Annotated in this window: 29 protein-coding genes; 28 read left to right on the forward strand and 1 reads right to left on the reverse strand. The window is 35.2% G+C overall.

What is annotated here, in order from left to right; genetic code table 11:
- Positions 1-19 precede the first annotated feature (19 nt).
- The 17 genes from gap to C240_RS08775 all read left to right on the forward strand — a co-directional run bounded on the left by gap (position 20) and on the right by C240_RS08775 (position 15726).
- Positions 20-1021, forward strand: coding sequence for a type I glyceraldehyde-3-phosphate dehydrogenase (gap, locus tag C240_RS08695; RefSeq protein WP_271494412.1), 1002 nt, complete (start codon positions 20-22; stop codon positions 1019-1021).
- 167 nt (positions 1022-1188) lie between these two features.
- Positions 1189-2382, forward strand: coding sequence for a phosphoglycerate kinase (locus C240_RS08700; protein WP_271494413.1), 1194 nt, complete (start codon positions 1189-1191; stop codon positions 2380-2382).
- A 91-nt stretch (positions 2383-2473) separates the two neighbouring features.
- Positions 2474-3229, forward strand: a complete 756-nt coding sequence (gene tpiA, locus C240_RS08705) for a triose-phosphate isomerase (RefSeq protein WP_271494414.1) — start codon at positions 2474-2476, stop codon at positions 3227-3229.
- Positions 3230-3388: 159 nt separating this feature from the next.
- Positions 3389-4687 (forward strand): phosphopyruvate hydratase, encoded by a 1299-nt coding sequence (gene eno / locus C240_RS08710; RefSeq protein ID WP_010763068.1) that lies wholly within the window; start codon positions 3389-3391, stop codon positions 4685-4687.
- A 176-nt stretch (positions 4688-4863) separates the two neighbouring features.
- Positions 4864-6249: an aldehyde dehydrogenase family protein gene (locus C240_RS08715; protein ID WP_271494415.1), complete on the forward strand. Its 1386-nt coding sequence runs from the start codon at positions 4864-4866 to the stop codon at positions 6247-6249.
- A gap of 198 nt (positions 6250-6447) precedes the next feature.
- Positions 6448-7155, forward strand: a complete 708-nt coding sequence (locus C240_RS08720; protein ID WP_271494416.1) for a DUF975 family protein — start codon at positions 6448-6450, stop codon at positions 7153-7155.
- A 172-nt stretch (positions 7156-7327) separates the two neighbouring features.
- Positions 7328-8287: a DUF4822 domain-containing protein gene (locus tag C240_RS08725; protein ID WP_271494417.1), complete on the forward strand. Its 960-nt coding sequence runs from the start codon at positions 7328-7330 to the stop codon at positions 8285-8287.
- A gap of 86 nt (positions 8288-8373) precedes the next feature.
- On the forward strand, positions 8374-9861 hold the full coding sequence (locus tag C240_RS08730) for a sensor histidine kinase (protein WP_271494418.1): 1488 nt from the start codon (positions 8374-8376) through the stop codon (positions 9859-9861).
- Positions 9851-10552 carry a response regulator transcription factor gene (locus C240_RS08735; protein WP_271494419.1) on the forward strand — a complete coding sequence of 234 codons (702 nt, stop codon included), beginning with the start codon at positions 9851-9853 and terminating at the stop codon, positions 10550-10552. The genes C240_RS08730 and C240_RS08735 overlap by 11 nt, the downstream gene beginning before the upstream one ends.
- Positions 10553-10576: 24 nt before the next feature.
- A complete protein-coding gene (locus tag C240_RS08740) occupies positions 10577-11629 on the forward strand; it encodes a hypothetical protein (protein ID WP_271494420.1) in 1053 nt (350 codons plus the stop codon).
- Positions 11630-11719: 90 nt separating this feature from the next.
- On the forward strand, positions 11720-12001 hold the full coding sequence (locus C240_RS08745; RefSeq protein WP_271494421.1) for an SHOCT domain-containing protein: 282 nt from the start codon (positions 11720-11722) through the stop codon (positions 11999-12001).
- Positions 12002-12124: 123 nt separating this feature from the next.
- A complete protein-coding gene (locus tag C240_RS08750) occupies positions 12125-12388 on the forward strand; it encodes a hypothetical protein (RefSeq protein WP_271494422.1) in 264 nt (87 codons plus the stop codon).
- An 83-nt stretch (positions 12389-12471) separates the two neighbouring features.
- Positions 12472-12828, forward strand: a complete 357-nt coding sequence (locus C240_RS08755; protein ID WP_271494423.1) for a DUF2200 domain-containing protein — start codon at positions 12472-12474, stop codon at positions 12826-12828.
- Positions 12829-12857: 29 nt separating this feature from the next.
- Entirely contained in the window at positions 12858-13382 is a 525-nt protein-coding gene (locus tag C240_RS08760; protein ID WP_271494545.1) for a GNAT family N-acetyltransferase, read from the forward strand.
- 124 nt (positions 13383-13506) lie between these two features.
- Positions 13507-14067, forward strand: a complete 561-nt coding sequence (locus C240_RS08765) for a hypothetical protein (protein ID WP_271494424.1) — start codon at positions 13507-13509, stop codon at positions 14065-14067.
- On the forward strand, positions 14064-14390 hold the full coding sequence (locus C240_RS08770) for a hypothetical protein (RefSeq protein ID WP_271494425.1): 327 nt from the start codon (positions 14064-14066) through the stop codon (positions 14388-14390). Before C240_RS08765 ends, C240_RS08770 begins: the two co-directional genes overlap by 4 nt.
- A 388-nt stretch (positions 14391-14778) precedes the next feature.
- Positions 14779-15726: a DUF975 family protein gene (locus tag C240_RS08775; protein WP_271494426.1), complete on the forward strand. Its 948-nt coding sequence runs from the start codon at positions 14779-14781 to the stop codon at positions 15724-15726.
- Between the two features lie 157 nt (positions 15727-15883).
- On the opposite strand, the gene C240_RS08780 is transcribed toward C240_RS08775, so the two are convergent.
- Positions 15884-16636 carry a MurR/RpiR family transcriptional regulator gene (locus tag C240_RS08780; protein WP_271494427.1) on the reverse strand — a complete coding sequence of 251 codons (753 nt, stop codon included), beginning with the start codon at positions 16634-16636 and terminating at the stop codon, positions 15884-15886.
- 154 nt (positions 16637-16790) lie between these two features.
- On the opposite strand from C240_RS08780, the gene pfkB reads away from it, so the two are divergent.
- The 11 genes from pfkB to C240_RS08835 all read left to right on the forward strand — a co-directional run bounded on the left by pfkB (position 16791) and on the right by C240_RS08835 (position 25979).
- Positions 16791-17729: a 1-phosphofructokinase gene (pfkB, locus tag C240_RS08785; RefSeq protein WP_271494428.1), complete on the forward strand. Its 939-nt coding sequence runs from the start codon at positions 16791-16793 to the stop codon at positions 17727-17729.
- A 1-nt stretch (position 17730) separates the two neighbouring features.
- Positions 17731-19143, forward strand: a complete 1413-nt coding sequence (locus C240_RS08790) for a PTS fructose transporter subunit IIC (RefSeq protein ID WP_271494429.1) — start codon at positions 17731-17733, stop codon at positions 19141-19143.
- A 21-nt stretch (positions 19144-19164) separates the two neighbouring features.
- Positions 19165-19620, forward strand: a complete 456-nt coding sequence (locus tag C240_RS08795; protein ID WP_271494430.1) for a PTS sugar transporter subunit IIA — start codon at positions 19165-19167, stop codon at positions 19618-19620.
- Between the two features lie 6 nt (positions 19621-19626).
- Positions 19627-20613 (forward strand): tagatose-bisphosphate aldolase, encoded by a 987-nt coding sequence (gene lacD / locus C240_RS08800; RefSeq protein WP_271494431.1) that lies wholly within the window; start codon positions 19627-19629, stop codon positions 20611-20613.
- Positions 20614-20698: 85 nt separating this feature from the next.
- Positions 20699-21574 (forward strand): AraC family transcriptional regulator, encoded by an 876-nt coding sequence (locus C240_RS08805; protein WP_271494432.1) that lies wholly within the window; start codon positions 20699-20701, stop codon positions 21572-21574.
- 166 nt (positions 21575-21740) lie between these two features.
- Positions 21741-22010: a 30S ribosomal protein S14 gene (rpsN, locus tag C240_RS08810; protein ID WP_271494433.1), complete on the forward strand. Its 270-nt coding sequence runs from the start codon at positions 21741-21743 to the stop codon at positions 22008-22010.
- Between the two features lie 33 nt (positions 22011-22043).
- Positions 22044-22184, forward strand: coding sequence for a putative metal homeostasis protein (locus C240_RS08815; protein ID WP_271494434.1), 141 nt, complete (start codon positions 22044-22046; stop codon positions 22182-22184).
- A gap of 249 nt (positions 22185-22433) precedes the next feature.
- Positions 22434-23513 carry a Gfo/Idh/MocA family protein gene (locus tag C240_RS08820; protein ID WP_271494435.1) on the forward strand — a complete coding sequence of 360 codons (1080 nt, stop codon included), beginning with the start codon at positions 22434-22436 and terminating at the stop codon, positions 23511-23513.
- A gap of 14 nt (positions 23514-23527) precedes the next feature.
- Positions 23528-24289, forward strand: coding sequence for a sugar phosphate isomerase/epimerase family protein (locus C240_RS08825; protein ID WP_271494436.1), 762 nt, complete (start codon positions 23528-23530; stop codon positions 24287-24289).
- On the forward strand, positions 24286-25014 hold the full coding sequence (locus tag C240_RS08830; RefSeq protein WP_271494437.1) for a ThuA domain-containing protein: 729 nt from the start codon (positions 24286-24288) through the stop codon (positions 25012-25014). The genes C240_RS08825 and C240_RS08830 overlap by 4 nt, the downstream gene beginning before the upstream one ends.
- On the forward strand, positions 25011-25979 hold the full coding sequence (locus C240_RS08835; protein WP_271494438.1) for a sugar phosphate isomerase/epimerase family protein: 969 nt from the start codon (positions 25011-25013) through the stop codon (positions 25977-25979). The genes C240_RS08830 and C240_RS08835 overlap by 4 nt, the downstream gene beginning before the upstream one ends.
- Positions 25980-26001 lie beyond the last annotated feature (22 nt).

Consider the following 26001-nt stretch of genomic DNA (forward strand, 5'->3'; position numbering starts at 1 on the left):
CATAAGGAGGAAATCTTTAATGACAGTTAAAGTAGGTATTAATGGATTTGGACGTATCGGACGCTTAGCATTCCGTCGTATCCAAGATGTAGCAGGAATCGAAGTAGTAGCAATCAACGACTTAACAGATGCTAAAATGTTGGCTCACTTGTTAAAATATGACACAACTCAAGGACGTTTCAACGGAACTGTTGAAGTTCACGAAGGTTCTTTCAACGTAAACGGTAAAGAAGTTAAAGTTCTTGCTAACCGTAACCCAGAAGAATTACCATGGGGCGAATTAGGTGTAGATATCGTTCTTGAATGTACAGGATTCTTCACTTCAAAAGAAAAAGCTGAATTACACTTAAAAGCTGGTGCTAAACGTGTTGTTATCTCTGCTCCTGGTGGAAATGACGTACCAACAATCGTTTATAACACTAACCATGATATCTTAACAGGTAAAGAAACAGTTATCTCAGGTGCTTCATGTACTACTAACTGTTTAGCTCCTATGGCTAAAGCTTTACAAGATAACTTTGGTGTTGTTGAAGGTCTTATGACTACAATCCACGCTTACACAGGTGACCAAATGACTCTTGATGGACCTCACCCAGGTGGAGACTTCCGTCGTGCACGCGCTGCAGCAGAAAACATCGTTCCTAATACAACTGGTGCTGCTAAAGCAATCGGTCTAGTTATCCCTGAATTAAACGGTAAATTAGACGGAGCTGCTCAACGTGTTCCTGTAGCAACTGGTTCATTAACTGAATTAGTAACAGTTCTTGACAAAAACGTAACAGTTGAAGAAGTTAACGAAGTTATGGCTAAAGCAGCTAACGAATCTTACGGTTACAACACAGACGAAATCGTTTCTTCTGATATCGTAGGTATGACTTTCGGTTCATTATTCGACGCTACACAAACAAAAGTAATGACAGTTGGCGACAAACAATTAGTGAAAACTGTTGCTTGGTACGATAACGAAATGTCTTACACTGCACAATTAGTTCGTACTTTAGAGTACTTCGCTAACCTATAAGATATTCTTATAATTAGTGAAATTTGAACAACTGTGAAATATTAGGCGGGGAAGCAACGCGCTTCTCCGCTTTTTTTATGAAATACAGTAAATGAATTGAACAATTTAAAAAAGTTTCGTTAGAAACTATTGATTATTAAATTTTATTAGAATAGGAGTAACTTCTAATGGCTAAAAAGACTATCAAAGATGTTGACTTAAAAGACAAAAAAGTTCTAGTACGTGTGGACTTTAATGTTCCTTTAAAAGACGGCGTAATCACTAATGATAACCGTATTGTTGCGGCTCTTCCAACAATTAAATACGTTATCGAAAATGGCGGAAAAGCAATTCTATTTTCTCATTTAGGCCGTGTAAAAACAGAAGAAGATAAAGCTGGCAAATCTTTAAAACCAGTTGCTGAGCGTTTAGGTGAATTATTGGGTAAACCAGTAACTTTCGTACCTGAAACTCGTGGTTCTGAATTAGAAACAGCTGTAAACAATATGAAAGACGGCGATGTTTTAGTTTTTGAAAACACTCGTTTTGAAGATATTGATGGTAAAAAAGAAAGCGGCAATGACGCTGACCTTGGTAAATACTGGGCTTCATTAGGCGACGTATTTGTCAATGATGCATTTGGTACAGCTCACCGTGCACATGCTTCTAACGTTGGTATTGCATCAACTGGTATCCCAACTGTTGCAGGATTCTTAATGGATAAAGAAATCAAATTTATCGGTGAAGCAGTTGAAAGTCCAAAACGTCCATTTATCGCTATTTTAGGTGGAGCAAAAGTTTCAGATAAAATTGGTGTTATCGAAAATCTAATTTCTAAAGCAGATAAAATTCTTATCGGTGGAGGAATGACGTATACATTCTATAAAGCTAAAGGTATCGAAATCGGTAACTCACTTGTTGAAGAAGACAAAGTTGCTTTGGCAAAAGAATTAATCGAAAAAGCTGGAGACAAATTAGTTTTACCAATCGATTCAGTATGTGCCAACGAATTCAGTAACGATGTTGATACTGTTGTAACTGACGGCGAAGCTGTTCCAGAAGGATACATGGGCTTAGATATCGGTCCTAAATCTATTGAATTATTCACAAAAGAATTAGCTGGTGCTAAAACGGTTGTATGGAACGGACCAATGGGTGTATTCGAAATGAGTAACTTTGCTAAAGGGACTATCGGTGTTTGTGAAGCAATCGCTAACTTAGAAGATGCTACAACAATCATCGGTGGCGGTGACTCTGCAGCAGCAGCCATTCAATTAGGTTTTGCTGACAAATTTACACATATCTCAACAGGCGGCGGTGCAAGCTTAGAATTATTAGAAGGTAAAACATTACCTGGCTTGGCAGCAATCAACGATAAATAAATTGATAAAAAGATGTTTAAAAACAAAAGTTGTCTTTTGAACAATTTTTTAAATCAATACACAACATAAATAGAAAAGGAAGTGTTCTTTCATGCGTAAACCAATTATCGCTGGTAACTGGAAAATGAACAAAACCTTAGCAGAAGCTCAAAGCTTCGCTGAAGCAGTTAAAAACGCTGTTCCATCAAAAGACGTAGTTGATTCAGTAATCGGATCACCGGCTTTATTCTTAGCTCCATTAGCTTGGAACCTTAAAGATTCAGAAGTTCAATTATCTGCACAAAACTGCTACTGGGAAAATTCAGGAGCATTCACTGGTGAAAATTCACCAGCTGCTATTGCAGATTTAGGAATCGAATATGTTATTATCGGTCACTCTGAACGTCGTGAGTATTTCCACGAAACAGATGAAGATATCAACAAAAAAGCTAAAGCAATCTTTGCTAACAACATGACACCAATCTTCTGTTGTGGTGAATCTTTAGAAACTTATGAAACTGGTAAAACTGCTGAGTGGATTGAAGGTCAAATCACAAATGGTTTAGTTGGTTTATCTAACGAGCAAGTATCTTCTATGGTTATCGCTTATGAACCAATCTGGGCAATTGGAACTGGTAAATCAGCTGATGCTAACATTGCTGATGAAATTTGCGGCGTTGTTCGTTCAACAGTCGAAAAATTATACGGTAAAGAAGTTTCAGAAGCTGTACGTATCCAATACGGCGGTTCTGTAAAACCTGAAAATATTGCTGAATATATGGCAAAAGAAAACGTTGATGGTGCTTTAGTCGGCGGAGCAAGCCTTGAAGCTGAGTCATTCTTAGCATTGTTAGCAGCTGTTAAATAAGACACGCTTATAACAATATACGCAATAAAAAGAAGAATCATCGAATATTCTATGAATTATGCAAAAAATGTTTGCATAGGACGCGTTTATTCACTACAATCATAATTAAGGGAAATCGAATCCCCTTAGTATAAAACAAACTCAAAGGAGAGACAAAACATGTCAATTATTACTGATGTTTATGCACGCGAAGTCTTAGACTCACGCGGTAACCCAACAATCGAAGTAGAAGTATACACAGAAAGCGGAGCTTTTGGCCGTGGAATGGTTCCATCTGGAGCTTCAACTGGTGAATACGAAGCGGTTGAATTACGTGATGGCGACAAATCTCGTTACTTAGGTAAAGGGGTTGTTAAAGCAGTTGACAACGTTAATAACATCATCGCTGAAGCAATCATTGGCTACGATGTACGTGACCAAATGGCGATTGATAAAGCAATGATCGATTTAGATGGAACTCCTAACAAAGGTAAATTAGGCGCAAACGCTATTCTTGGTGTTTCAATCGCTGTAGCTCGTGCTGCTGCTGATTACCTAGAAGTTCCTTTATACCACTACTTAGGCGGATTCAATACAAAAGTATTGCCAACTCCAATGATGAACATCATCAATGGTGGATCTCATGCTGACAACAGTATCGACTTCCAAGAATTCATGATCATGCCTGTAGGCGCACCTACATTCAAAGAAGCTTTACGCTACGGTGCTGAAGTATTCCACGCATTAGCTGGAATCTTAAAAGCTCGCGGTTTAGCTACTTCAGTTGGTGACGAAGGTGGTTTCGCTCCTAACTTAGGTTCTAACGAAGAAGGCTTTGAAGTAATTATCGAAGCAATCGAAAAAGCTGGCTATGTACCTGGTAAAGATATCGTTCTTGCTATGGATGCTGCTTCTTCAGAATTCTACGATAAAGAAAAAGGTGTTTACGTTTTAGCTGATTCAGGCGAAGGCGAAAAAACTACTGAAGAAATGATCGCATTCTACGAAGAATTATGTGCGAAATACCCAATCATCTCAATCGAAGATGGATTAGATGAAAATGACTGGGATGGTTTCAAAAAATTAACTGTTGCTTTAGGCGACAAAGTTCAATTAGTTGGTGACGATTTATTCGTTACAAACACAACTAAATTAGCTGAAGGTATTGAAAAAGGTATTGCTAACTCAATCCTTATCAAAGTTAACCAAATCGGTACTTTAACTGAAACATTCGAAGCTATCGAAATGGCTAAAGAAGCTGGCTATACTGCAGTTGTATCTCACCGTTCTGGTGAAACAGAAGATTCAACAATCTCTGATATCGCTGTTGCAACTAACGCTGGTCAAATCAAAACAGGTTCATTAAGCCGTACTGACCGTATTGCTAAATACAACCAATTATTAAGAATTGAAGACCAATTAGGCGAAGTTGCTGAATACAAAGGTTTGAAATCTTTCTACAACTTAAAAAACAAATAATTTAGTTGAATATAAAGCAAAAAGGGACAACTGATCTCTTGATCTTTTCTCCTTATACTCAAACGTGAATTCCTCTTGTGAAAGCAAGAGGAATTTTTTTATTTTACGAACATTGCTTCTATTATTCAAAAGAAAAAATCGGTGCTATACTAAAAAGAAAACGAGGAGGATGCACAATGAATCAATCAGATCTCCAAACTATCATGAAAAAACAACGAATTTTTTTCAATACCAATCAAACAAAATCTATTTCTTTTAGAAAAGAGCAACTTGAGCAATTATTAAAAAATGTAAAAAAACATGAAGAAGATTTCTATTGGGCGTTTGAAAAAGATTTAAAAAAACCTAAAGCAGAAGTTTATGCGACAGAGTTTGGGTTAGTTGTATCAGCTATTAAAGATATGCTTAAAAATCTCGATAAATGGACAAAACCTGCTAATAAACCTAGAGCTGTTTCATCTTTATTAAATAAAAATACTGTCTTTTTAGAGCCGTTTGGAACAGTTTATATTATTGGTCCTTTTAATTATCCTCTTCAATTGACATTAGTTCCGCTAATTGGTGCACTAGCTGCTGGAAATTGTGCGATTGTAAAACCTTCATCAAGAACACCAAATGTTGCTGCAGTAATAGGAACAATCCTTGGTGAAACTTTCGATGAAAAATACGTTAAAGTTCTCTCGCCTAATTCTATTGATAACGCTGCGGTCTTGAAAGAACGTATGGATTTTATCTTCTTCACAGGAAGTACGACCGTTGGTAAAATTGTAATGGAAGCTGCTTCTAAAAACTTAACGCCAGTTGTTTTAGAACTGGGTGGTAAGAGCCCTGCGATTGTTACGGCACAAGCAGATATCGAATTGGCTGCGGAACGGATTATTTGGAGTAAATTGCTGAATACCGGACAAACTTGTATTGCAACTGATTATGTTCTAGTCGATGAAAAAGTTAAAAGCCAATTGTTAGCTGCCTTAAAAGAAAAAATTACTGAATTTTATGGAAAAGATATTCAAAATAACTCTGATTATGGTCGAATCGTCCAAGGTCCTGCTATAGAAAGACTAGTTCAGTTAATTGAAGAAAACCGTCAATCAGTGATTTATGGCGGTGAGTACGAGACTAAAACAAGGTTTATTACACCAACATTGTTTGATATCGAATTGAATCGTGAAAGTAGTTTAATGCAAGAAGAAATATTTGGTCCACTGTTGCCAATCTGTACGTACAATAATTTGGAAGAGGCAATTTCATTTATTAAAGCTGGTGAGAAACCATTAGCACTATACTTATTTTCTGACGATAGAGAGGTTCAAAAACAGATTTTACGTGAAGTCTCTTTTGGTGGCGGTGGTATTAATCAAACAATTTTACATGTTGCGAATGATGATTTGCCTTTTGGCGGTGTAGGCGCTTCAGGAATGGGCAATTATCATGGGAAATACAGTATTGAAACATTCTCCCATAAAAAATCAATCGTTTATGGTCGAAAAGATTCTATGGCTAAACTGGTTTATCCACCGTATGATCAGAAAAAATTTGATTGGTTAAAACGTTTATTATAATTAAATCGTGGATGCTTTCGTTCAACTATTTATTTGGATGCAGCGTGTGGAGAAAATCAGATTTTTGGTTTGTTTACACGCTTCTTTTCTCAATAAATGAAGATATCTCAAATAAAGAGTGACTTTAAACGCATATGTTTTTTTCAAAAACAATATATTTGCTATACTGATTATAACAAATTGAAAGGAGGACATTTTATGAAAACAACAGCTGAATTGAAAAGTGAAGCTAAAGGAATCCTGCGTGGACGCTGGAAAGATAGTGTATTAATGTGTTTGGTACCAACATTGGTTGCAATTGCAATTGGACTGCTTTTATTTTTCTTATTGTTATTACCTGCTATTACATTTTTACAAAATAACTCTGATATAATGAACAGTACTGCAAGCTATGACGGAAATTCAGGCGGTGGCAGCGGCGGTTTTGTCGGAGGAATCATTGGGGCTTTGTTTAGTGTAGGTATTTCTTGGACATTTCTTGATCTATTAAGAGGTAAAAGACAAGAAATTCGCCCATTTTCAGATGCGTTTCGCGGTTTTGCAGGTCCAGTTATTTTAGCTGTAATCTGTATTTACTTACTAATGACTATTTTCATTTCTTTATGGTTATTATTATTAGTTATCCCAGGGATTATCAAGGGATATTCTTATTCACAAGCATATTTTATTTTTTATGATGAATTCGAAGAAACTGGGCAACGACCTGGTTTTCTAAGTTGTATCACTCAGAGTAGACATTTGATGAAAGGTCACAAAGGGCATTTGTTCGTATTGGACTTAAGCTTCATTGGCTGGCATATCTTAGCACTTTTAACATTCGGGATTGGCTATTTATGGCTAACACCATATATTAGTGCTACTAAAGCAGCCTTTTATGAAAATTTACCTAAAGCAACGACTGTTTAAAAAAATCAAAAGCTGGAATGTAATTCTTTAATTAGAGTTATGTCCCAGTTTTTTTGTATGTTCTAAAAGGAATTCAATTGTTTATAATTTGTTTATTTTCTTGTTAGCCTCTGTTTAGAATTACTCCTTATACTAAAGATAACAATAATTAATTAAGGAGTGACAAAATATTATGAGTAAAAAAATGATGATTGTAGGAGTTACTAGTTTAGCTATCCTACTAGCAGGTTGTGGAGCAGAGGCTGAAGAAAGTGTTAGTACAAAGGATAATAGTACACCAGAGACGGAACAACTAACTGATAAAAAGCAAACAACAAAAGGAGATAAGCTTACTAAAATTTTAGGTGAAAGCAATTGGCAAGGTACAAAAGTTTATGACAAGGATCATAATGATTTAACAAAAGAAAATGAAAACTTTATTGGATTAGCGAAATATGAAGCTGAAACAGGTAGATATGAGTTTTTTAATGCACAAACAGGTGAAAGTCGCGGTGATTTAGGAACATTCTTCATTACCAATGATGGAGCAAAAAGAATTCTAATTTCAGAAACAATGAATTACCAAGCTGTAGTAGATATAACAGAATTAACAAATGATAAGTTCACTTATAAAAGAATGGGAAAAGCTAAGGACGGTAACGAAGTAGAGGTATTTGTAGAACATATTCCTTATAAAGAAAAAGAATTAACCTTTACAGAACCAGAAAAAGATTTAAATACAACGACTGGTAAAATTGATACGAAAAAAAGCGGCGCTGAAATCTTAAGTAAAACACTTTGGAATGGTACTAAAGTTCTTGATGAAAAGGGAAATGATGTAACAGAGTATAACGCAAATTTTATTAGTTTAGCTAAATTTGATGCAATGAATAACAAATACGAATTCTTTAATCTAGAAACAGGAGAAAGTCGTGGTGATTTTGGTTACTTTGATGTTTTAGATCATAATAAAATTCGTGCTCATGTCTCAATTGGAGAGAATAAGTATGGTGCAGCCTTGGAATTAACCGAATTAGATGCTAAAAAATTTACTTACAAACGGATGGGGAAAGACCAATCTGGGCAAGAAATTTCAATTTTTGTCGAACATGAACCATATAAAGGTAACTTCAAACCTGACTTTACCTTCTAAAAAGTAGTTTACTAAAAAAATAAAAGGGCAGATACGTTGATTAAACTAGGTTTTTCCGCTATAAATGAAACAAAGGAGAAATAATTATGACGATAAAAAAAAGATTTCTTATTTCATATATTGGCGGTATAGCTATCGCGTGTCTGTCTTTAATTTCGATTATTTGTATTGTACTTTATGTGACAACTGGAAAAATTCCAAGTCCGGGATCATTATATCGAACATTTACACAGCAACGTTCACTTAGTCCAGAAGAAGAGTTAGCTTATATTAAGCTAAGGAACATAGCAAAAAGCAATCCAGATCAGCTACTTGATCCCAAAGGTGAGTTAGCAGAAACGATTCAGCAATTTGAAACTGAATCTTTAGGAATTGTTGTTCGTAAACAAGAAGAAATCACTTATTTTTCTCAAGATTTAGTCGAAAAATCCCTCGTTGTACATTTTCCAAAATTCGATGAGAATAACTTAGAAACACGAGGAACGATTGATAATGCTGGACGATTATATCGCTATATGAAATTTGATTTTCATTTTAGTGACCAAGTTCCTGGCACTTTATTGGTTTTAAAACAAGAAAACAATATTCTGGAATTTATGACAAAGTGGGGAATTTTGATTATCGTTGCTATTTTGTTTCTGTCCGTCAGTGCAGTTTTGTTTTTAAATTATATTCTGAGGAAAACGGTGATTTATCCTTTGGAAGATTTAGGAACAGGGATGGCGGAGATTCGGAAAGGTCATTTAGAAGTTGTGGTACCACACCGCACAGATCAAGCAGCTCTAGAAGTAAAACAGTTAACGGATGATTTTGAAAAAATGCGAAGTGCCTTAATTCAATTTACAGAAGAACAGGAAAAATTAGAAAACAACCGCAAGGAATTAGTGGCAAGCATTTCCCATGATTTAAAAACGCCGATTACATCTATTATCGGTTATGTTGAAGGGTTGCTTGATGGAGTTGCTGACTCGCCGGAAAAACAAGCTAAATATTTAGAAACGATCCATTCCAAAGCCTTATCACTGAACGATTTAATTGAAGAACTATTTTTGTATTCGAAGTTGGATGCAGATGCAGTGCCTTTCCATTTTGAACAAATCCATTTAACTGAATTTTTAAAACATAGAATTGAAGAGTTCTCTTTACAAGATCAAACAGTTGCTATTCATTTAATTTCACCTGAACTATTGGACTCCTACATTTGGGCGGACCGTTTACAATTAAATCGAGTATTTATTAACTTGATTGAAAATAGCTTGAAATTTAAAGCTGTTGACCGTCCGTTGATAATTGAGCTTTCTATCGTGGAAAATGCTGATACGGTAGCTGTTTCGGTTACGGACAATGGACAAGGAATTCCTAAAGAGCAGCTACCATTTGTCTTTGATCATTTTTATCGAGGTGAAAAAGAACGGTCAACTCAAACTGGAGGTAGCGGATTAGGTTTAGCAATTGTGAAACAGATTATTGAACGACATGAAGGTAAAGTGCAGATTGAAAGTCAGTACACTAAAGGGACAACAGTTACAATTATCTTGAACAAAGTTAAAGGGGGAACATTAGATGCAAACTGAAAACGCACATGTTTTATTGATTGAAGATGATACCAGTATTGCTGAGTTACAAAAAGATTATTTGGAAATTAACCAAATGACCGCTGAAATTGCTAGTGATGGTTTAGAAGGTCTAAACCGAGCACTGAACGAACCCTTTGACTTAATTGTGATTGATATTATGCTGCCCTCAATGGATGGCTTTGAAATCTGCCGCCGTATTAGAGAAAAGAAAAATATTCCTTTGATGATTGTTTCCGCTAAAAAAGAAGATATTGATAAGGTTAGAGGTCTAGGTTTAGGTGCAGATGACTATTTAACCAAACCGTTTAGTCCGAGTGAATTAGTTGCCCGTGTCCAGGCACACATTAAACGCTATCAAATGTTGACAGGTTCCGATCAGTCTAACGATAAGATTGAAAAAGGAGCAATCATGATTGATAAAAGTGCCCGCAGAGTTTTTGTTTTAGGTCAGGAAATTATTTTTACAACCAAAGAATTTGATTTATTATTATTTTTTATTGAACATCCTAATCGTGTTTGGATGAAAGAACAATTATTTCGTCAAGTTTGGGAAATGGATGAGCTGGATAGCGATATTTATACTGTTGTTGTACATGTCGGTCGAATTAGAGAAAAACTGAAAAAAGCGAAGCTGTCAGAAATTCCGATTGAAACGATTTGGGGCAGCGGTTATCGTTTTAATACGTAAATAGAAAATTTAAGGAGCATTTTTATGAAAAGAAGCAACATACTTGTCGGCCTATTTTTGGTTAGTTTGGTTGCTTTAGCAGCTTGTAAACCAGATCAAAAAGTCACGAAGGAAGCAACAGAACATTCATCTAGGGCACCAATTTTTAATCCAGCTACTTCAGAAACAACGGCGGCTTCAACGATAAATGAAGCTGAACCAAAGCAGGCAAATGAGCTAACGTTTGAAGAGACTTCTTATAATTATGATGTTGTGACTGGAGCTACTCAAACGACTTTTGGTTCTAATCCAAAACCCCTTTATACATACGAGGAAAAATTAACCAAAATGTTTTGGTCAAATCAACCGCCGTTAGGATTGATGGAAGGGAATTATTTTACCAACGAAGGCTATTTTGATGTTGGAAATAAAGGAATTGTAGAAATTGTTACGGATACGGATGGTAAGATTATTAATGTGGAGTTTAATGAGTTTGGAGCAGAAAATTATTATGAATCAAAATACGCTGGTGCGAATAAACGACTTTCTGATTATGCTTTTTTCCAAGCACAAAATCCCAGAACAGATACAACTTTAGTGACTGTGGTGAATGGTATCACTTTTGTAGAAAAACAAATGCGTGAAGAAAATCGTGTTGATGGAAATTTTGAGACAGTGAAAGGTTCGTCAACGACTGCTAGAGAAGGCTTAATGGCAATTGCAGCTGAGTTATCAGATCAAATACGTGAACCCTCAAATACTAAGTATATTGGCTATGCAGAAGATTTAGGTAATGGCTTAATTGGTCGCATCCAATTGACTGTAACGAATGGGAAAATTGAAACAGCTCGCTACGATGAATACTTTGCCGACCAGCCGGATAAAATCAGTGATAATCAATTAAAGGAATACTATCGTCAATCAAAATATTATTCTCTAAACTATAATCAAGCAACAAACAATGATTTTATTCAATTTTCCGATGCGCTAACTAAAATGATTGTGGATAACCAAAGCTTAACGATTGAAAATAACGAACTAACAAAACATCCATCTTTCCCAACCTATCAACGACTAATCGAACATATTCAACTATAAAGAGCTTTTTCATCAAAATAGAATTTTGACACAATTTCGCCATATTTTACTTTTATAATTTAATCAAACGATTTAGTTAGGAGAGAGAGTATGAGTCATTGTTCAAATTTTATTAATAGAGGTGGTAGCGGAATGATGGGCGGTGGAATGTTTGGAATGGGTTTTCTATGGTGGATTGTAATTGCTCTAGCTATTGTCGGTGTTGTTTATATAATGAGAAATAGTACAACCAAACAAGGAATAAGAAATAATAGCCCTGAACGAAATACTGACCAACTTCCTTCAGCCTTGGAAATTTTAGATCAAGAATTTGCTAAAGGAAATTTGACTGAAGAAGAATATTTGAATAAAAAAGAACTGTTAATGAAATAAAGCGAAAAAGTCGAGAACCTAGAACGCATTTTGTTCTAAGGCTCGATTTTTTTATTTATTCCTCTTGGCAGAATAGAATCTTAACGGTACACTTATTTTATAAAGGTAAAGAGGAGAAATGTGATGATAGTTAGTGTAATTGTTTTGGTTGTATTTGTATTATGTGTAGTATTAATTGATAAAAAAATGCAGACGAAAAGTAATTCTGAACCTCAAAAAAAAGTACCAACAAAGTCATTGACGTTGGATGAAAAAATAAATTTAGAGAAAACAGAAATTATTCAACAATTGGTTTCAGTAATTGCTCAAATTGAACAAAAGTCTATTAATGAAGTTAAAGCAATTATAGAACAAGTGAAATCAGATGAAAAGGTTCCTGATAAATAAGAAAGCGGAAAAGTTTAACGGGATCTAAATTAATTGTATAATGATAGGAAACAATAAATTAAAAAAATGAAGGAATGAAACTAATGGAAGCGAAAAAACCGAAAATTTTTACAATGTCTTTTGCCAGTGTTTATCCATTATATATTCAAAAAGCTGAAAAAAAAGGACGTACTAAAGCCGAAGTTGATGAAATTATTTTTTGGCTGACAGGATATGATGAATCATCTTTACAAAAACAGCTTGATCAAAAGGTCGATTTTGAAACTTTTTTTGAACAAGCACCTCAATTAAACAGCAATGTATCATTGATTACTGGCGTAATTTGCGGCTATCGTGTAGAAGAAATAGAAGATGAGCTAATGCAAAAAATTCGCTATCTGGACAAACTAGTAGACGAATTAGCTAAAGGAAAATCTATGGAGAAAATCTTAAGAAAATAGCGAGTAAAAATTGAGAGGATTGGGAATTGTTGAACGTAGAAATTAGGCCATGTACTGAAAAAGATTTAGATCTATTACAAAAAATTAGTATTGAGACTTATACAGATACATTCGGCGCACATAATACAGCTGAAAATCTTCACGCATATTTAACCGAAGCCTATGCACCGGACAAATTAAAACGAGAGTTGCTAAATCCAGAGTCACACTTTTTCTTTTTGTATGTTGACGAGCAACTTGCAGGTTACCTTAAAGTAAATACAGGTGCAGCACAAACCGAAGATAAAATAGCTAATGCGTTAGAAGTTGAACGGATTTATGTAGACAAAGCTTTTAAGCGAATGGGTTTAGGCAAACGTCTCATCGAAAAAGCACTATCGTTAGCAAATGAATATCAAGTCGAAAATGTGTGGCTTGGTGTTTGGGAATATAATGAAAATGCCCGTAAATTTTATGAAACGCTAGGATTTGTTTATACTGATTCGCATTCATTTTTTATGGGAGACGATGAACAAACGGATTTGATTGTAGTGAAGTCATTGACTGAAAATTAATATTAACCAAAAAACAAGTTAATTAGCTTGTTTTTTTTTCTTTAAGTTTGGTATTTTGTTCTAAAAGGTTTTAACTTATGTTACTATAAATATAGTTGAGAAAAAAGGATAAAAGGAGTAATCAATGGAAATAGCAAATAATGTACTCGAAACGTTTGGTTTAAATTCAGGCGGAAAGAATAAAATAAATACAGAACGAATTTCAGTAAAGAAGAACGTTATTACCTTAGATGAACGGACATTGCAGATTAGTAATGTTTCTCAGATCTACGTAGCAGAACCAGCTTCCAAAATACCAGTTATTGCTATCATATTATTTTTTGTGTTTGTAGGTTTCTATTTTATGGGAAGCATCTTTGCTTTTTTTAGTTTGTTGGGAATGGTCTTTGCGGGTTTTTATATTTATTTAGTGATTATGGATAATTTAACCAAAGGATATTTTATTTATCTTAATTTAAATTCAGGATTTACTTATCTAATCCGTTGTCAAAATAGACAATTTGCAGAAGAAGTACGAGAGGTAATCGAAAACTGTATCAATGATATCTATCATAAACAAGACGTCACGATAAATATGAATCAAGAAGTAATTAAAATAGGTCAGCAGATTGTAACTATCGATCAAAGTACTAACATTAACGATAGCACAGTAGTTTCTGGCGATCATAATGAGGTGAAAAAATGAAAATAACAGGAAATGACTTTAGCAATATTAATCATTCAACAGTAGTTATTGGGAATAATAATAAAGTCACTCATGGGGGAAATGAGGAGATTGACTGGGATAAATTTTCTGCTGAAATCATAAATATTTTAGCAAAATTACCACAAGTGAGTGAAGAGTTTCAAGTATGTTCTAAACTGTTAATGGAATCTTCTTCAAAAGATCAGAATAAAGTAACGACATTTTTGAAGAAATATGCTCCGCAATTTACTTCGGATGTGTTTAGTAACTGTGCCAGTACCTTTCTTTCGGATGTTGTAAAGAAATTAATGATGGGGATGTAAGGTGATTTCAACAAAGGTAATTTGGTACGAATTCAAGGTGAAAAATAAATCATTAAAAGATTCGTACCAAAATTTATTGGAAAAAGAATAATTCAAAACTGTTTTACAAGTTTTTGTAATCATTGGTTTATTTTTAATGAAATAAGCTTATTTTTTGCTGTCTTACTTTATTTGAGTGAGTGGATTGAAATTGTTTAGGCTGTTTGGGTATTTTCTGTGGTTTATTTTCCTATTCCGTTTTAGTATAAGAGCGGGACTTCTTCATTCTTTTTTTGAGATTACTAATTTTAAAAATCTCTAACATTTTATCTACATTACGGGGTATAATAAAAAGAAATAGATAAACGGCATTAAACAGATTGTTTATGTAGCTAAAAGGAGAATAAATATGATTCGAAGTGAGTTAAAGAAAACAGCGCAGCGTTATTTACATGGGAATTATGGAAACTGGAGTTGGATCGTGTTGCTACCTGCTATTGCATTGTTTTGTTATTTCTTTTTTGTAATTTTCCTATCTTCATTGTCAGCTAGTGTGATGCAGCAACCAGATTCGTTATCTTTGTATGACGATTACTCTGGAAGTGCAAATCAAGCGATTATTGATTATCAACAAGGCTACGAAGATGGCTATATCGAAGGATATAATGAAGGTTACGATGATGGTTTGTTTGAAGATGATACTTATGATGATGAGTTTGAATACGAAGAAAAAAATCTTCATTCTCCAGTGACTACAACTAATATGATGCCCCTACAGAATTCATCTCGGTCAGTTAATTACAGACATACGAGTAGTGCAACTGGAATTATTGCTAGTTTCTTTTTATTCATTTTAGGAGTGGCGGCAATGGCGGTTGCGATTTTGTATCGAGGAATTATTCAATGGGCAGCTATTGATAATGTTGAAGAACGCTCGTTTAGTTTAAAAACAGTTCTCATTGATTTTATCAAAGTGAATGGGAAACGTACGGTGGTTGCGAACTTGTTAGTTACTCTGTATACGTTTCTTTGGTCGTTATTGTTCGTTATTCCCGGAGTTATTAAGCAATTATCTTACAGCATGACAAATTACTTACTTAAAAAAGACCCTAATTTAACTGCTAAAGAGGCGATTGCGCTTAGTCAAGAATTGATGCGTGGGTATAAACTTGAATATCTAATTTTTTCATATTCGTTTATTCTTTGGCAATTTGCAATGACATTTAGTTTTGGCTTAGCAGGTGTATATGTGATCCCTTATGCTGGTGTATCTGAAGCTTTATTTTTCGATCAAATAATTGCGGATAAACATCATTTATTTTCAGAAGAAAAAGAAGCAGGATTTGCTGATTTTTAAATAATAAAAGCGATTAGTAATTTAGTAATTCAAAAAAGAGGCTGCTTTTTTTAGCCGTTTATTCGGATCTAGTGAGTGAAACAAAACTGATTTTTAGTTTTGTTCACTCACTTTTTGTTTGGTATAATACGACCGCTTTTTTTATTTTTCTTCGTTACTATAACTCCTGACTGGTCCGAATTGCGTAGGAATCCAGTAAAATCCTAGCCATCACTGAAAGAGGCAATCGCGATCGTACTTCGTACTCGGGAAAATAAGAACCTTCTGATTTAAAACCAGTAAAAACAATTTCAGATAAATGTGCTAAAGGACTACTGGAATTAGCAGTTAATGTAATCGTGCTGACTTCATTTTTTAAACAATTATTGACAGCAGTCACAAGTTCTGGTGTCTCCCCATTTAGTGAAACTAAAAGAACGATGTCTTTTTTATCAATCTTCTTACTGATACTAGTAATAATATTAGGGTCAGCATGCATTTCGCAATATTTCCCCAAAAGTTGAAATTTCACGGTCATCTCCTGAGCGATCAATTCCGAAAAACCTCGAGCGAAAATAACGATTTTATTTGCTGCTTTTATTTTTTGAATGGCATCTTCAATGCTGCCACTGTCTAATTTATTAATCGTACGAATAACCTCTTGCTCATTTTTCAAAATAGCCCGTTTAATTTCGCCATCGATTTTTTCCACACCTGCAAAGTTAACCGAAGTATTCGACTGATCTTTTAAATGATGCTTAAAGGAAGTGAATCCCTCATACCCTTTCTTTTTCATGGCGCGGACAATTGTCGCAGTTGAAACATTCGCTTCTTCACTAAGTTTAACAATCGAATAATGAGGAATGTCACCAAGATGTTTATCAATAAAGGACCACAAATATTTTTCAGACTCACTTAATGGTTTTTCCATGATGAATATTCCGCCTCTCTATTTTTCTAAATCATAGCATTTCTCTAAGGCAGAAACAAAGGTTGTATCAATTTACTTTTGATTATCAGAATTATGAAAACATTTACATAGAAAAATAGTCGATAATAGAATTGTAAGGAAAGGGGCGACGAACATGGCAAATGTCTATACCTGTACAATGAATTTAGCCATCGATCTATTTATTGAAACAAATACGCTAAAACCCAACGTAGTTAATCGAACGCTGGATGACGATATTCAGGCAAATGGCAAAGGTGTTAATGTTTCATTGATTTTAAAAAAATTGCATACAGATAGTACGGCATTAGGATTTAGTGGTGGTTTTACTGGAAAATACATTGAAACTTTTTTACATGAAAATGAAATTGCAACAAACTTTATCACTGTTTCAGGGAATACCCGCATTAATGTCTTTACCCAGGTGCTTCAAGAAAAAAATGAATATAAGTTAGTCAACAAAGGACCGGAAATTTCTCAAGAACAAATTGACGCATTATTAAATGTCATAAAAAGAATTGAAACAGGAGCTTTTCTTTGCGTCTCAGGAAGTTTACCACAAGGAATTGATGAAAGAATTTTAGTTGAAATTAGTAAAATTGCGAACGAAAAACAATTTCATTTAATACTAGATAGTAGTTATCAAAGTGTGTTGGATTGTTTAAATTATCAGCCGTATTTACTGAAACCAAATGAAGAAGAGTTAGCCTCATGGTTTGGGAAAAAAGAAATCTCATTAGATGAGAGTCCGCTTTATTTGGACCGATTAATTGCTTTAGGTGCGCAACGAGTTTTATTATCATTTGGTAGTCAAGGTTGTATTTACGCTGATAAATCAACTTTATTATATGGTAACGCTCCTAAAGGTGAAGTAGTCAATACCGCATGCGCGGGTGATACGTTATTAGGGACATTTATTCACGGATTAATTGCTAAGAAATCATTAGAAACCTGCTTAAGAAAAAGCATTGCTGCGGGAAGTTCAACTGCATTTAGAAAAGGATTAACCGATTTTAGTGATAGTGAAACATTGGAAAAACAAATTGTCATTACCCCATTAGAAAGGAAGAACTAACATGGCAAAATATCAAATTATTGCAGCAACAGGATGTCCGACAGGAATTGCACACACGTACATGGCGCAAGAAGCATTAGAGCAAGCAGCAAAGGAAAAAAATATTACTATCAAAGTTGAAACCCACGGACAAATTGGTGTGGAAAATGAGTTAACAAAAGAAGAAATTCAAGCAGCCGATGCAGTAATTATTGCGGCAGATAAAGATGTTCATGCAGAACGCTTTGCAGGAAAAAGAGTGATTGAAGTTCCCGTTAGTAAAGGGATTAAAGAAGCAAGTCAATTAATAGATGATGCGTTAGCAGGGAAAGGAAAAATTATAGGCGGTACAAAGGAAATCAACGTTGATGCATTAGAAGAAAAAGAAAGTGAAACTAAAGGAATTGGTCATAGCATTTATAAAAATTTAATGAACGGTGTTTCTCATATGTTGCCATTTGTTGTCAGTGGCGGAGTTTTGATAGCGATCTCATTTTTGTGGGGAATTTATTCAGCTGATCCTGAAAGTGTTCAGTTTAATCAGTTTGCTGCTACGTTAAAAGAAATTGGCGGTTTGGCAATGGGGATGATGGTTCCAATTCTTTCCGCGTATATTGCTGAAGGAATTGCCAAACGTCCTGGCTTAGCCGTTGGTTTTGTTGGTGGATTAGTCGCTAGTAACGGCGGAACAGGTTTTTTAGGTGGAATTGTATCAGGTTTTCTAGCAGGATATGTTGTACTTGGATTAGGTTATATGTTCAAAATTTTACCAAAATCGTTAGATGGTTTGAAAGCAATTTTCCTATATCCAGTTTTAGGAGTAGCTGTCACAGGTTTGATTATGTATGTCATATCTGATCCAATGTCTTCAATCAATGAAGGGATGATGAGTTTTCTAGCTGGTTTTGAAAATTCAAGTCCATTAGTTTTAGGGATTATTGTGGGATGTATGTGTGCTTTTGATATGGGAGGACCAGTTAATAAAGCGGCATATGTAACAGGAACAGCTCTTTTAGCACAAGGAAATACAAGCTTTATGGCAGGTGTTTCAGCGGCCTGTATTGCCCCACCATTGATTACAGGATTTGCCGTTTTATTTTTCAGAAAATATTTTGACACAAATGAACAAAATGCTGGTTTGGTTAATTTTATTTTAGGCTCTACTCATATTACGGAAGGAGCAATTCCCTTTGCTGCAAAAGATCCGTTAAGGGTTTTACCAACCATGATGTTAGGTTCATCAATTGCGGCGGTTTTAACATACTTGTTTAAAGTTCAAGTGCCAGCTCCTCATGGCGGTTTCTTAGTATTGCCAGTGGTTACCCATGGTTTGTTATGGGTACTTGCGATTTTAGCAGGATCTATCGTGGGTGGTTTTATCTTAGGGATAATCCAAAAGCAAAGAGTAGAAAAAATAGAGAAAACAATAGCTTAGATCATGAAAAGAGGAATTTGTATGAGCTTAATAAATAGCAATCATGTTTTTATTGATAAAGAAATCGAAACGAAAATAGCGGCACTTGAATTTTTAGTAGCTGCAGCACAGAGCTTGCAAGTAACAACCGATTCTAAAAAAGTTTTTGCTAGTTTTCAAGCAAGGGAAGCAGAAGGAAGCACAGGAATGATGGACGGCTTTGCGATTCCTCATGCGAAAAGTCCGGCAATTAAAGAAGCGAGTATTCTGATTGTTAAAACTAAAAAAGGGATTGAATGGGATAGCTTAGATGGTCAACCAATAAAAATTATCATTGCTCTTTTAATTCCAGAAACAGAAGCTGGTACAACCCATTTAAAACTACTATCAAAAATAGCTCGCTTATTAATGAAAAGTGAATTTAAAGAACAACTTGAACGTCAGCAAACAGCAGAAGAATTAGCTGATTATGTAAATCAGAAACTAACGGAGGAATAGAAAAATATGAAGAAACTATCTGAAAAAAAACGAGCAGCACTAAAACAATTAAGTAATGAAAATGGCGTAATCGCGGCACTCGCAATCGATCAACGTGGTTCCCTAAAAAAAATGATCGCCAAAGAAAGTATAGGAGAAGTTACAGCAGATGAGGTCATTTCTTTTAAGGAAATCGTTTCTCGTGAGTTAACACCGTATGCTTCTGCGATTCTTTTAGACCCAGAATATGGACTATCCGCAGCAAAAGTCAGAGATAGCTCAGCTGGTTTACTGATTGCTTATGAAAAGACTGGTTATGACGCTAATGAACCGGGACGTTTGCCCGATTTACTAAAAGATTGGTCAGTTAAACGAATCAAAGAAACGGGTGCAGATGCTGTCAAATTTTTACTTTACTATGATATAGATGAAAGCGAAGAAATTAATGAACAAAAGCATATTTTTATTGAGCGGATCGGATCAGAATGTGAAGCAGAAGAATTACCTTTTTTCTTAGAACTGGTTTCCTATGACGCAGAAATAGCAGATGTTTCCAGCAAAGAATATGCTAAAGTAAAACCGCATAAAGTAATTGATATGATGAAAGAATTTAGTAAACCACGTTATAATGTTGATGTTTTAAAAGTTGAAGTACCAGTTAATATGGCGTATGTAGAAGGTTTTGGACAAGATAGTTGTTATTCGAAAGCCGAAGCACAGCAATTATTTAAAGAACAAAGCGAAGCAACCAATCTGCCGTTCATTTTTTTAAGTGCAGGGGTAAGTAGTGAAATGTTCCAAAAAACGTTGTATTTTGCCAAAGAATCTGGCTCAACGTTCAACGGTGTGCTGTGTGGTCGAGCTACTTGGAAAGATGGCGTAAGTACATTTGCCAAAGATGGGGAAGCAGCAACTGAAAAGTGGATGAGAACTTTAGGTAAAACAAATATTGAGGTTTTGAATAAGGTTTTAAAAGAAACAGCAACTGCATGGTATGAAAAAATAGAAGAATAGTTTAGACTTGACCCAAGACTGATCCTTTAGTTTTGGGCTGTTTTTTGTTAAAGTAAGAAGTAACAGAAATCATCGGAGGAAAGCTATGAGTATGTATCTTGAAATGCCTGAATTTGACAATAATCTTCTGTTTAGATCGTTTATCAATGATGGGATGACGCTCGTTTATCCTCATTGGCATAAAGAAATTGAAATCATTTATTCTATTCGTGGAACAGTTAATATAGGTGTGGGTGACGAAATTGTTCATGTGTCAGAAGGGGAAATCTATTTTTTTGCTAGTGGTGAGCCGCATTATTTTTTAGCGTCACCTGATAGTGAGCGGATTGTTTATCAATTTGATCTGAGTATTTTTGACGAGCAGAATTTGAAAGTAGCTGCTGATATTTCATTGACCGAACTATTCGAAAGAGGACAAAAGCATAGTTCAAACTGGTCGAAATCCTTAATATTGGATGTTAGAAAATTGCTGCATCAACTATCTGAAGAATATGAAAAAAATAATTCTGGCAAAAACTACGCTATTATGAGTTCATTATTTCAGCTAGTCATTTTATTTTATAGACGCTTACCACAATCACAAACGAAGATAAAAAAAGGTGCCAAAGCTTCTACGATAAAGTATAAGGAAAATTTAGAGCATTTGGATAAAATTTTTACCTATGTGGAAAACCATTATGAAGAATCAATTACGTTGGAAGATGTTGCTAAGTTCAGCGGTTTTAGTTCTTACTATTTTACGCGATTTTTTAAAGCCAATACGGGTACGACATTTATGAGCTTTTTAACGGAATATCGCATTAATCAAGCCAAGTTTATTCTAGCCAATGAAAATGTCCCAATGGTTGAAGTGGCTGAAAAGTCTGGTTTTGCTAGTGTGAAGACCTTTCATCATGTGTTTAAAGAACAAATGGGGATCTCACCGCTGAAATATCGGAAGACTCTTACTGGAACTCTATAACGAAAAAGAATAACTCTTTTAGTTCGTTTAAGAAGATGAACTACGAGATTTATTTTTTTTACAGTTCTTTTTTTAAAGACTTGCCAATTTTTTGATTTAATGGTATCCTTAGTCCTCTTAAAACGTAATTGTTACGATTTAAGCTTAACAATCAGGAGGTGAAAAAATGGCTAAAAAATCCAAAATTGCTAAAGCAAAACGTCAACAAGATTTAATCGAAAAATATGCAGCTATTCGTTTAGAATTAAAAGCAAATAATGACTATGAAGCACTAGCAAATCTACCAAAAGATTCTAACCCAAATCGGTTAAAAAATCGTGATTTAATTGATGGACGTCCAAGAGCTTATATGCGTAAATTTGGTATGTCTCGGATCAATTTTAGAACTTTAGCACATCAAGGGAAAATCCCTGGAGTTCACAAAGCCAGTTGGTAGTAGGAAATAATCTTAAGTTAATGGAGTGATTTGATGGAAAAACAGGATATTTCAAGTGCCCGCAGACGATTAAAGTGTGCGAATCGTAAGACGAGAAAACGAGCGTTAAAAATTATTCAGCAATATAAACGTGAGAAGAGAAGTCGGGTCTTAGCGTCAGCTAGTGCTGATTGAATTGGATAATGTTAATAAAAAATAAAGTTCTTCCTTTAAATTGAGGGAGGGCTTTTTTGTCGTAGTCGTAGCTATTGAGAAAATTCTATTAAAGTGAAGTCATTCATAACAATTCACAGCAATATTCAGGAATTTTTCAGCTATAAACTAGGAAGAAAGCTCTTTCAAAATTTTGTATAGTTGTACTGTAGAAGTGGAAACGTTTTATTTATCCACAAAAAATAGGTACAAATTACAGGAGGGTTTCAGATGTCGTTAAAAGTTGGAATTATTGGTTGTGGTGGAATTGCGAATGGAAAGCATCTACCAGCTTTAGCTGAAGTGAAAGAAGTTGAATTAGTAGCTTTTTGTGATTTAATCGTTGAACGAGCTGAGGAAGCGAAAATGCATTACGGTACTTTAACAGCAAAAACATTTACAGATTATCAAGAAATGTTAAAAGATGTGGAATTAGATATTGTTCATGTGTGTACACCAAATAATTCACATGCGGAATTATCAATTGCCGCAATGAAAGCGGACTGTCATGTTATGTGTGAAAAACCAATGGCAAAAACTGCTGAACAAGCTCGCAGTATGATTGAAGCAGCGAAAAAAACAGGTAAAAAGCTAACAATTGGTTATCAAAATCGTTTCCGTAAAGATTCAATGTATTTACATGAAATTTGTCAAGAAGAAGAGCTAGGAGATATTTATTTTGCTAAAGCTCACGCGATTCGCCGTCGTGCCGTACCGACCTGGGGCGTTTTTCTTGATGAAGAAGCACAGGGTGGCGGACCATTGATTGATATTGGGACGCATGCACTAGATTTAACGCTATGGATGATGAACAATTACAAACCAAAATATGTAGTCGGTAATACCTATCATAAATTATCAGAAACTGAAAATGCAGCGAATGCATGGGGACCTTGGAATCCAAAAGAGTTTACGGTTGAAGATTCTGCCTTTGGCTACATTGTAATGGAAAACGGTGCAGCAATTTTCTTAGAATCAAGCTGGGCATTGAATAGTTTAGATGTTAAAGAAGCAAAAACTACACTTTCCGGAACTAAAGGTGGAGCAGATATGAACGATGGATTGACGATTAATGGTGAAGATCACAGTATGTTGTTTGAGAAGAAAATTGAGCTTGAACCTGGTGGGGTTGATTTTTATGATGGCGCAGGCGATAAACCAGAAGTGCTCGAAGCCCAATCATGGATCGATGCTATTTTAAATGATACAGATCCAGTCGTGAAACCGGAAGAAGCATTAGTTGTAACGGAAATTCTTGAAGCGATTTATCAAGCATCTCAAACCAATCAACCAGTATTTTTAAATCAATAATAGAGGAGCAAACAATGATGAAAGCTAAAATAGCATTACAGCTATGGAGTATTCAAGAAATGATGCAAAAAGATTTTTTTGCTACTTTAAAGCAAGTCAAAGACATGGGCTATGATGGCGTTGAGTTTGCTGGTTATGAAGGTGTTCAAGCTAAAGAACTTGCTGAATTTTTAAAAACAATTGACTTAAAAGTAGCTGGATCACACATTGGCTTTGAAGCGTTGGAACATCGTTTAGAAGAAGTCGTTGCCTTTGAAAAAGAAATTGGGAATCAACGAATTATTTGTCCGTATGCAAGCTTTAAAACATTAGAAGAATGGCAGCTGTTTTTTTCAAAAATGAACAGCATACAAAAAAGGTTAGCCGAAGTTGGAATGACGCTGATTTATCATAACCATAGTCATGAATTCACAGAAATTCCAACGGTTAGTATTTTAGATGAAATGCTTCAAACTGTCCCTAATGTTAAGTTAGAAGTAGATACGTACTGGGTTCAAAATGCGGGTGAACAAGTGATTCCTTGGTTAGAAAAACATCGTTCTTCGATCGCGTTACTTCATATTAAAGACATGCTTATAATGAGTGATGGAGAAAAAGAAAGTACTGAAATTTTGTCAGGTATTTTACCGATTCGTTCATATGTTGAGTGGGCAAAATCAGCAGATATTCCGTGGCTAGTCGTTGAACAAGAAGCTTTTCAAAGATTGACACCAATGGAAAGCGCAGCTAAAAATATTCAAGCACTAAAAACTATTGTTGAGGAGGTATATGTATGATTCAAGTAACCGTTTGGAATGAATATCGTCATGAAAAAACGGATGAAGCTGTGAGAAAAGTTTATCCTGAGGGCATTCATCAACAAATTGCTGCATTTTTAAAAGAGGATAATTTTACCGTTCGTACAGCAACATTGGATGAACCAGAACATGGTTTGACAAAGGAAGTTTTATCAGATACAGATGTTTTAATTTGGTGGGGACATGTTGCCCATCAAGAAGTTTCTGATGAAATTGTTGAACGAGTACACCAACGTGTGTTGGAAGGAATGGGCTTAGTTGTTCTACATTCTGGGCATATGTCAAAAATTTTTATGAAACTAATGGGCACATCTTGTGATCTAAAGTGGCGGGAAGCAAGCGAAAATTGTCGAATTTGGTCCGTTAATCCCAGCCATCAAATCGTGGAAGGTATTGGCGAATATATTGAATTAGAAAAAGAAGAGATGTATGGTGAACATTTTGATATTCCAGCTCCTGATGAATTGATTTTTATTAGCTGGTATCCGGGAGGCGAAGTGTTCCGCAGTGGCTGCACGTATCGTCGTGGTAATGGGAAAATTTTTTACTTCCAACCGGGGCATGAAACCTATCCATCTTATTATAATAAAGATGTTCAAAAAGTGATTAAAAATAGTATCCGTTGGTGCTGCCCAACCAGAAATGTCTACCCAAAATATGGTCATCACGAACCATTAGAAAAATTAGGAGGAATTGAAGCATGAAATTAGGTGTATTTACCCCATTATTCAATAATTTAAGTTTTGAAGAAATGATTGATACAGTTGCTAAATCTGGTTTAGAAGCAGTAGAAATTGGGACAGGCGGATCACCAGGCAATGCCCATTTAGATATTGATAAATTATTAGCAAATTCAGAGGCTAGAAAAGAGTATTTGGCAAAATTAGCCGACAAAGGATTAACGATCAGTGCTTTAAGCTGTCACAATAATCCGATTTCCCCAGTAAAAGAAACGGCACAAGAAGCTGATGAGCTTTTACGCAAAACGATTAAATTAGCTTCATTAATGAATGTTTCTGTGGTAAATGGTTTTTCTGGCATATCTGCTGGTAATCCAACTGATACCCAAGTTAACTGGCCTGTTTTACCGTGGCCGACCGAATATGATGATAATTATAATTATCAGTGGGAGCAAAAACTAATCCCCTATTGGAAAGATATTAATACAGTTGCAGAAGATGCTGGGGTAAAAATTGGTATTGAACTGCACGGCGGATTTTTGTGTCATACACCGTATACTATGTTGAAATTACGTGAAGCAACAGGAAAAGCCATTGGCTGTAATTTAGATCCGAGCCATTTATGGTGGCAAGGTATTGACCCAGTTGCGGCAGTCAAAATTTTAGGTGAAGCAGATGCGATTCACCATTTTCATGCTAAAGATACTTATTTAGATCAAGACAATATCAATATGCATGGACTGACAGATATGCAGCCATACGGTAATGTGAAAACACGTGCGTGGACTTTCCGTTCGGTCGGTTGCGGACACGATGTAAAAGTTTGGTCGGATATTATTAGCGCACTCAGAATCTACGGTTATGACTATGTTTTAAGTATTGAACATGAAGATCCGATCATGTCTACAGACGAAGGCTTAAACCGAGCGATCACCAATCTTAAGAGCATTATGATTAAAGAACAGCCTGCTGATATGTGGTGGGCATAATAAAAATCTTTAGTATAGGAAG

The organism is Enterococcus sp. 5H (assembly GCF_028128615.1).
Taxonomy (GTDB): Bacteria; Bacillota; Bacilli; order Lactobacillales; family Enterococcaceae; genus Enterococcus_L.

Excerpts from the sequence above, each read along its gene's own strand:
- gap (WP_271494412.1), top strand. The coding sequence starts at position 20 with ATGACAGTTAAAGTAGGTATTAATGGATTTGGACGTATCGGACGCTTA.
- C240_RS08700 (WP_271494413.1), top strand. The coding sequence starts at position 1,189 with ATGGCTAAAAAGACTATCAAAGATGTTGACTTAAAAGACAAAAAAGTT.
- tpiA (WP_271494414.1), top strand. The coding sequence starts at position 2,474 with ATGCGTAAACCAATTATCGCTGGTAACTGGAAAATGAACAAAACCTTA.
- eno (WP_010763068.1), top strand. The coding sequence starts at position 3,389 with ATGTCAATTATTACTGATGTTTATGCACGCGAAGTCTTAGACTCACGC.
- C240_RS08715 (WP_271494415.1), top strand. The coding sequence starts at position 4,864 with ATGAATCAATCAGATCTCCAAACTATCATGAAAAAACAACGAATTTTT.
- C240_RS08720 (WP_271494416.1), top strand. The coding sequence starts at position 6,448 with ATGAAAACAACAGCTGAATTGAAAAGTGAAGCTAAAGGAATCCTGCGT.
- C240_RS08725 (WP_271494417.1), top strand. The coding sequence starts at position 7,328 with ATGAGTAAAAAAATGATGATTGTAGGAGTTACTAGTTTAGCTATCCTA.
- C240_RS08730 (WP_271494418.1), top strand. The coding sequence starts at position 8,374 with ATGACGATAAAAAAAAGATTTCTTATTTCATATATTGGCGGTATAGCT.
- C240_RS08735 (WP_271494419.1), top strand. The coding sequence starts at position 9,851 with ATGCAAACTGAAAACGCACATGTTTTATTGATTGAAGATGATACCAGT.
- C240_RS08740 (WP_271494420.1), top strand. The coding sequence starts at position 10,577 with ATGAAAAGAAGCAACATACTTGTCGGCCTATTTTTGGTTAGTTTGGTT.
- C240_RS08745 (WP_271494421.1), top strand. The coding sequence starts at position 11,720 with ATGAGTCATTGTTCAAATTTTATTAATAGAGGTGGTAGCGGAATGATG.
- C240_RS08750 (WP_271494422.1), top strand. The coding sequence starts at position 12,125 with ATGATAGTTAGTGTAATTGTTTTGGTTGTATTTGTATTATGTGTAGTA.
- C240_RS08755 (WP_271494423.1), top strand. The coding sequence starts at position 12,472 with ATGGAAGCGAAAAAACCGAAAATTTTTACAATGTCTTTTGCCAGTGTT.
- C240_RS08765 (WP_271494424.1), top strand. The coding sequence starts at position 13,507 with ATGGAAATAGCAAATAATGTACTCGAAACGTTTGGTTTAAATTCAGGC.
- C240_RS08770 (WP_271494425.1), top strand. The coding sequence starts at position 14,064 with ATGAAAATAACAGGAAATGACTTTAGCAATATTAATCATTCAACAGTA.
- C240_RS08775 (WP_271494426.1), top strand. The coding sequence starts at position 14,779 with ATGATTCGAAGTGAGTTAAAGAAAACAGCGCAGCGTTATTTACATGGG.
- C240_RS08780 (WP_271494427.1), bottom strand. The coding sequence starts at position 16,636 with ATGGAAAAACCATTAAGTGAGTCTGAAAAATATTTGTGGTCCTTTATT.
- pfkB (WP_271494428.1), top strand. The coding sequence starts at position 16,791 with ATGGCAAATGTCTATACCTGTACAATGAATTTAGCCATCGATCTATTT.
- C240_RS08790 (WP_271494429.1), top strand. The coding sequence starts at position 17,731 with ATGGCAAAATATCAAATTATTGCAGCAACAGGATGTCCGACAGGAATT.
- C240_RS08795 (WP_271494430.1), top strand. The coding sequence starts at position 19,165 with ATGAGCTTAATAAATAGCAATCATGTTTTTATTGATAAAGAAATCGAA.
- lacD (WP_271494431.1), top strand. The coding sequence starts at position 19,627 with ATGAAGAAACTATCTGAAAAAAAACGAGCAGCACTAAAACAATTAAGT.
- C240_RS08805 (WP_271494432.1), top strand. The coding sequence starts at position 20,699 with ATGAGTATGTATCTTGAAATGCCTGAATTTGACAATAATCTTCTGTTT.
- rpsN (WP_271494433.1), top strand. The coding sequence starts at position 21,741 with ATGGCTAAAAAATCCAAAATTGCTAAAGCAAAACGTCAACAAGATTTA.
- C240_RS08815 (WP_271494434.1), top strand. The coding sequence starts at position 22,044 with ATGGAAAAACAGGATATTTCAAGTGCCCGCAGACGATTAAAGTGTGCG.
- C240_RS08820 (WP_271494435.1), top strand. The coding sequence starts at position 22,434 with ATGTCGTTAAAAGTTGGAATTATTGGTTGTGGTGGAATTGCGAATGGA.
- C240_RS08825 (WP_271494436.1), top strand. The coding sequence starts at position 23,528 with ATGATGAAAGCTAAAATAGCATTACAGCTATGGAGTATTCAAGAAATG.
- C240_RS08830 (WP_271494437.1), top strand. The coding sequence starts at position 24,286 with ATGATTCAAGTAACCGTTTGGAATGAATATCGTCATGAAAAAACGGAT.
- C240_RS08835 (WP_271494438.1), top strand. The coding sequence starts at position 25,011 with ATGAAATTAGGTGTATTTACCCCATTATTCAATAATTTAAGTTTTGAA.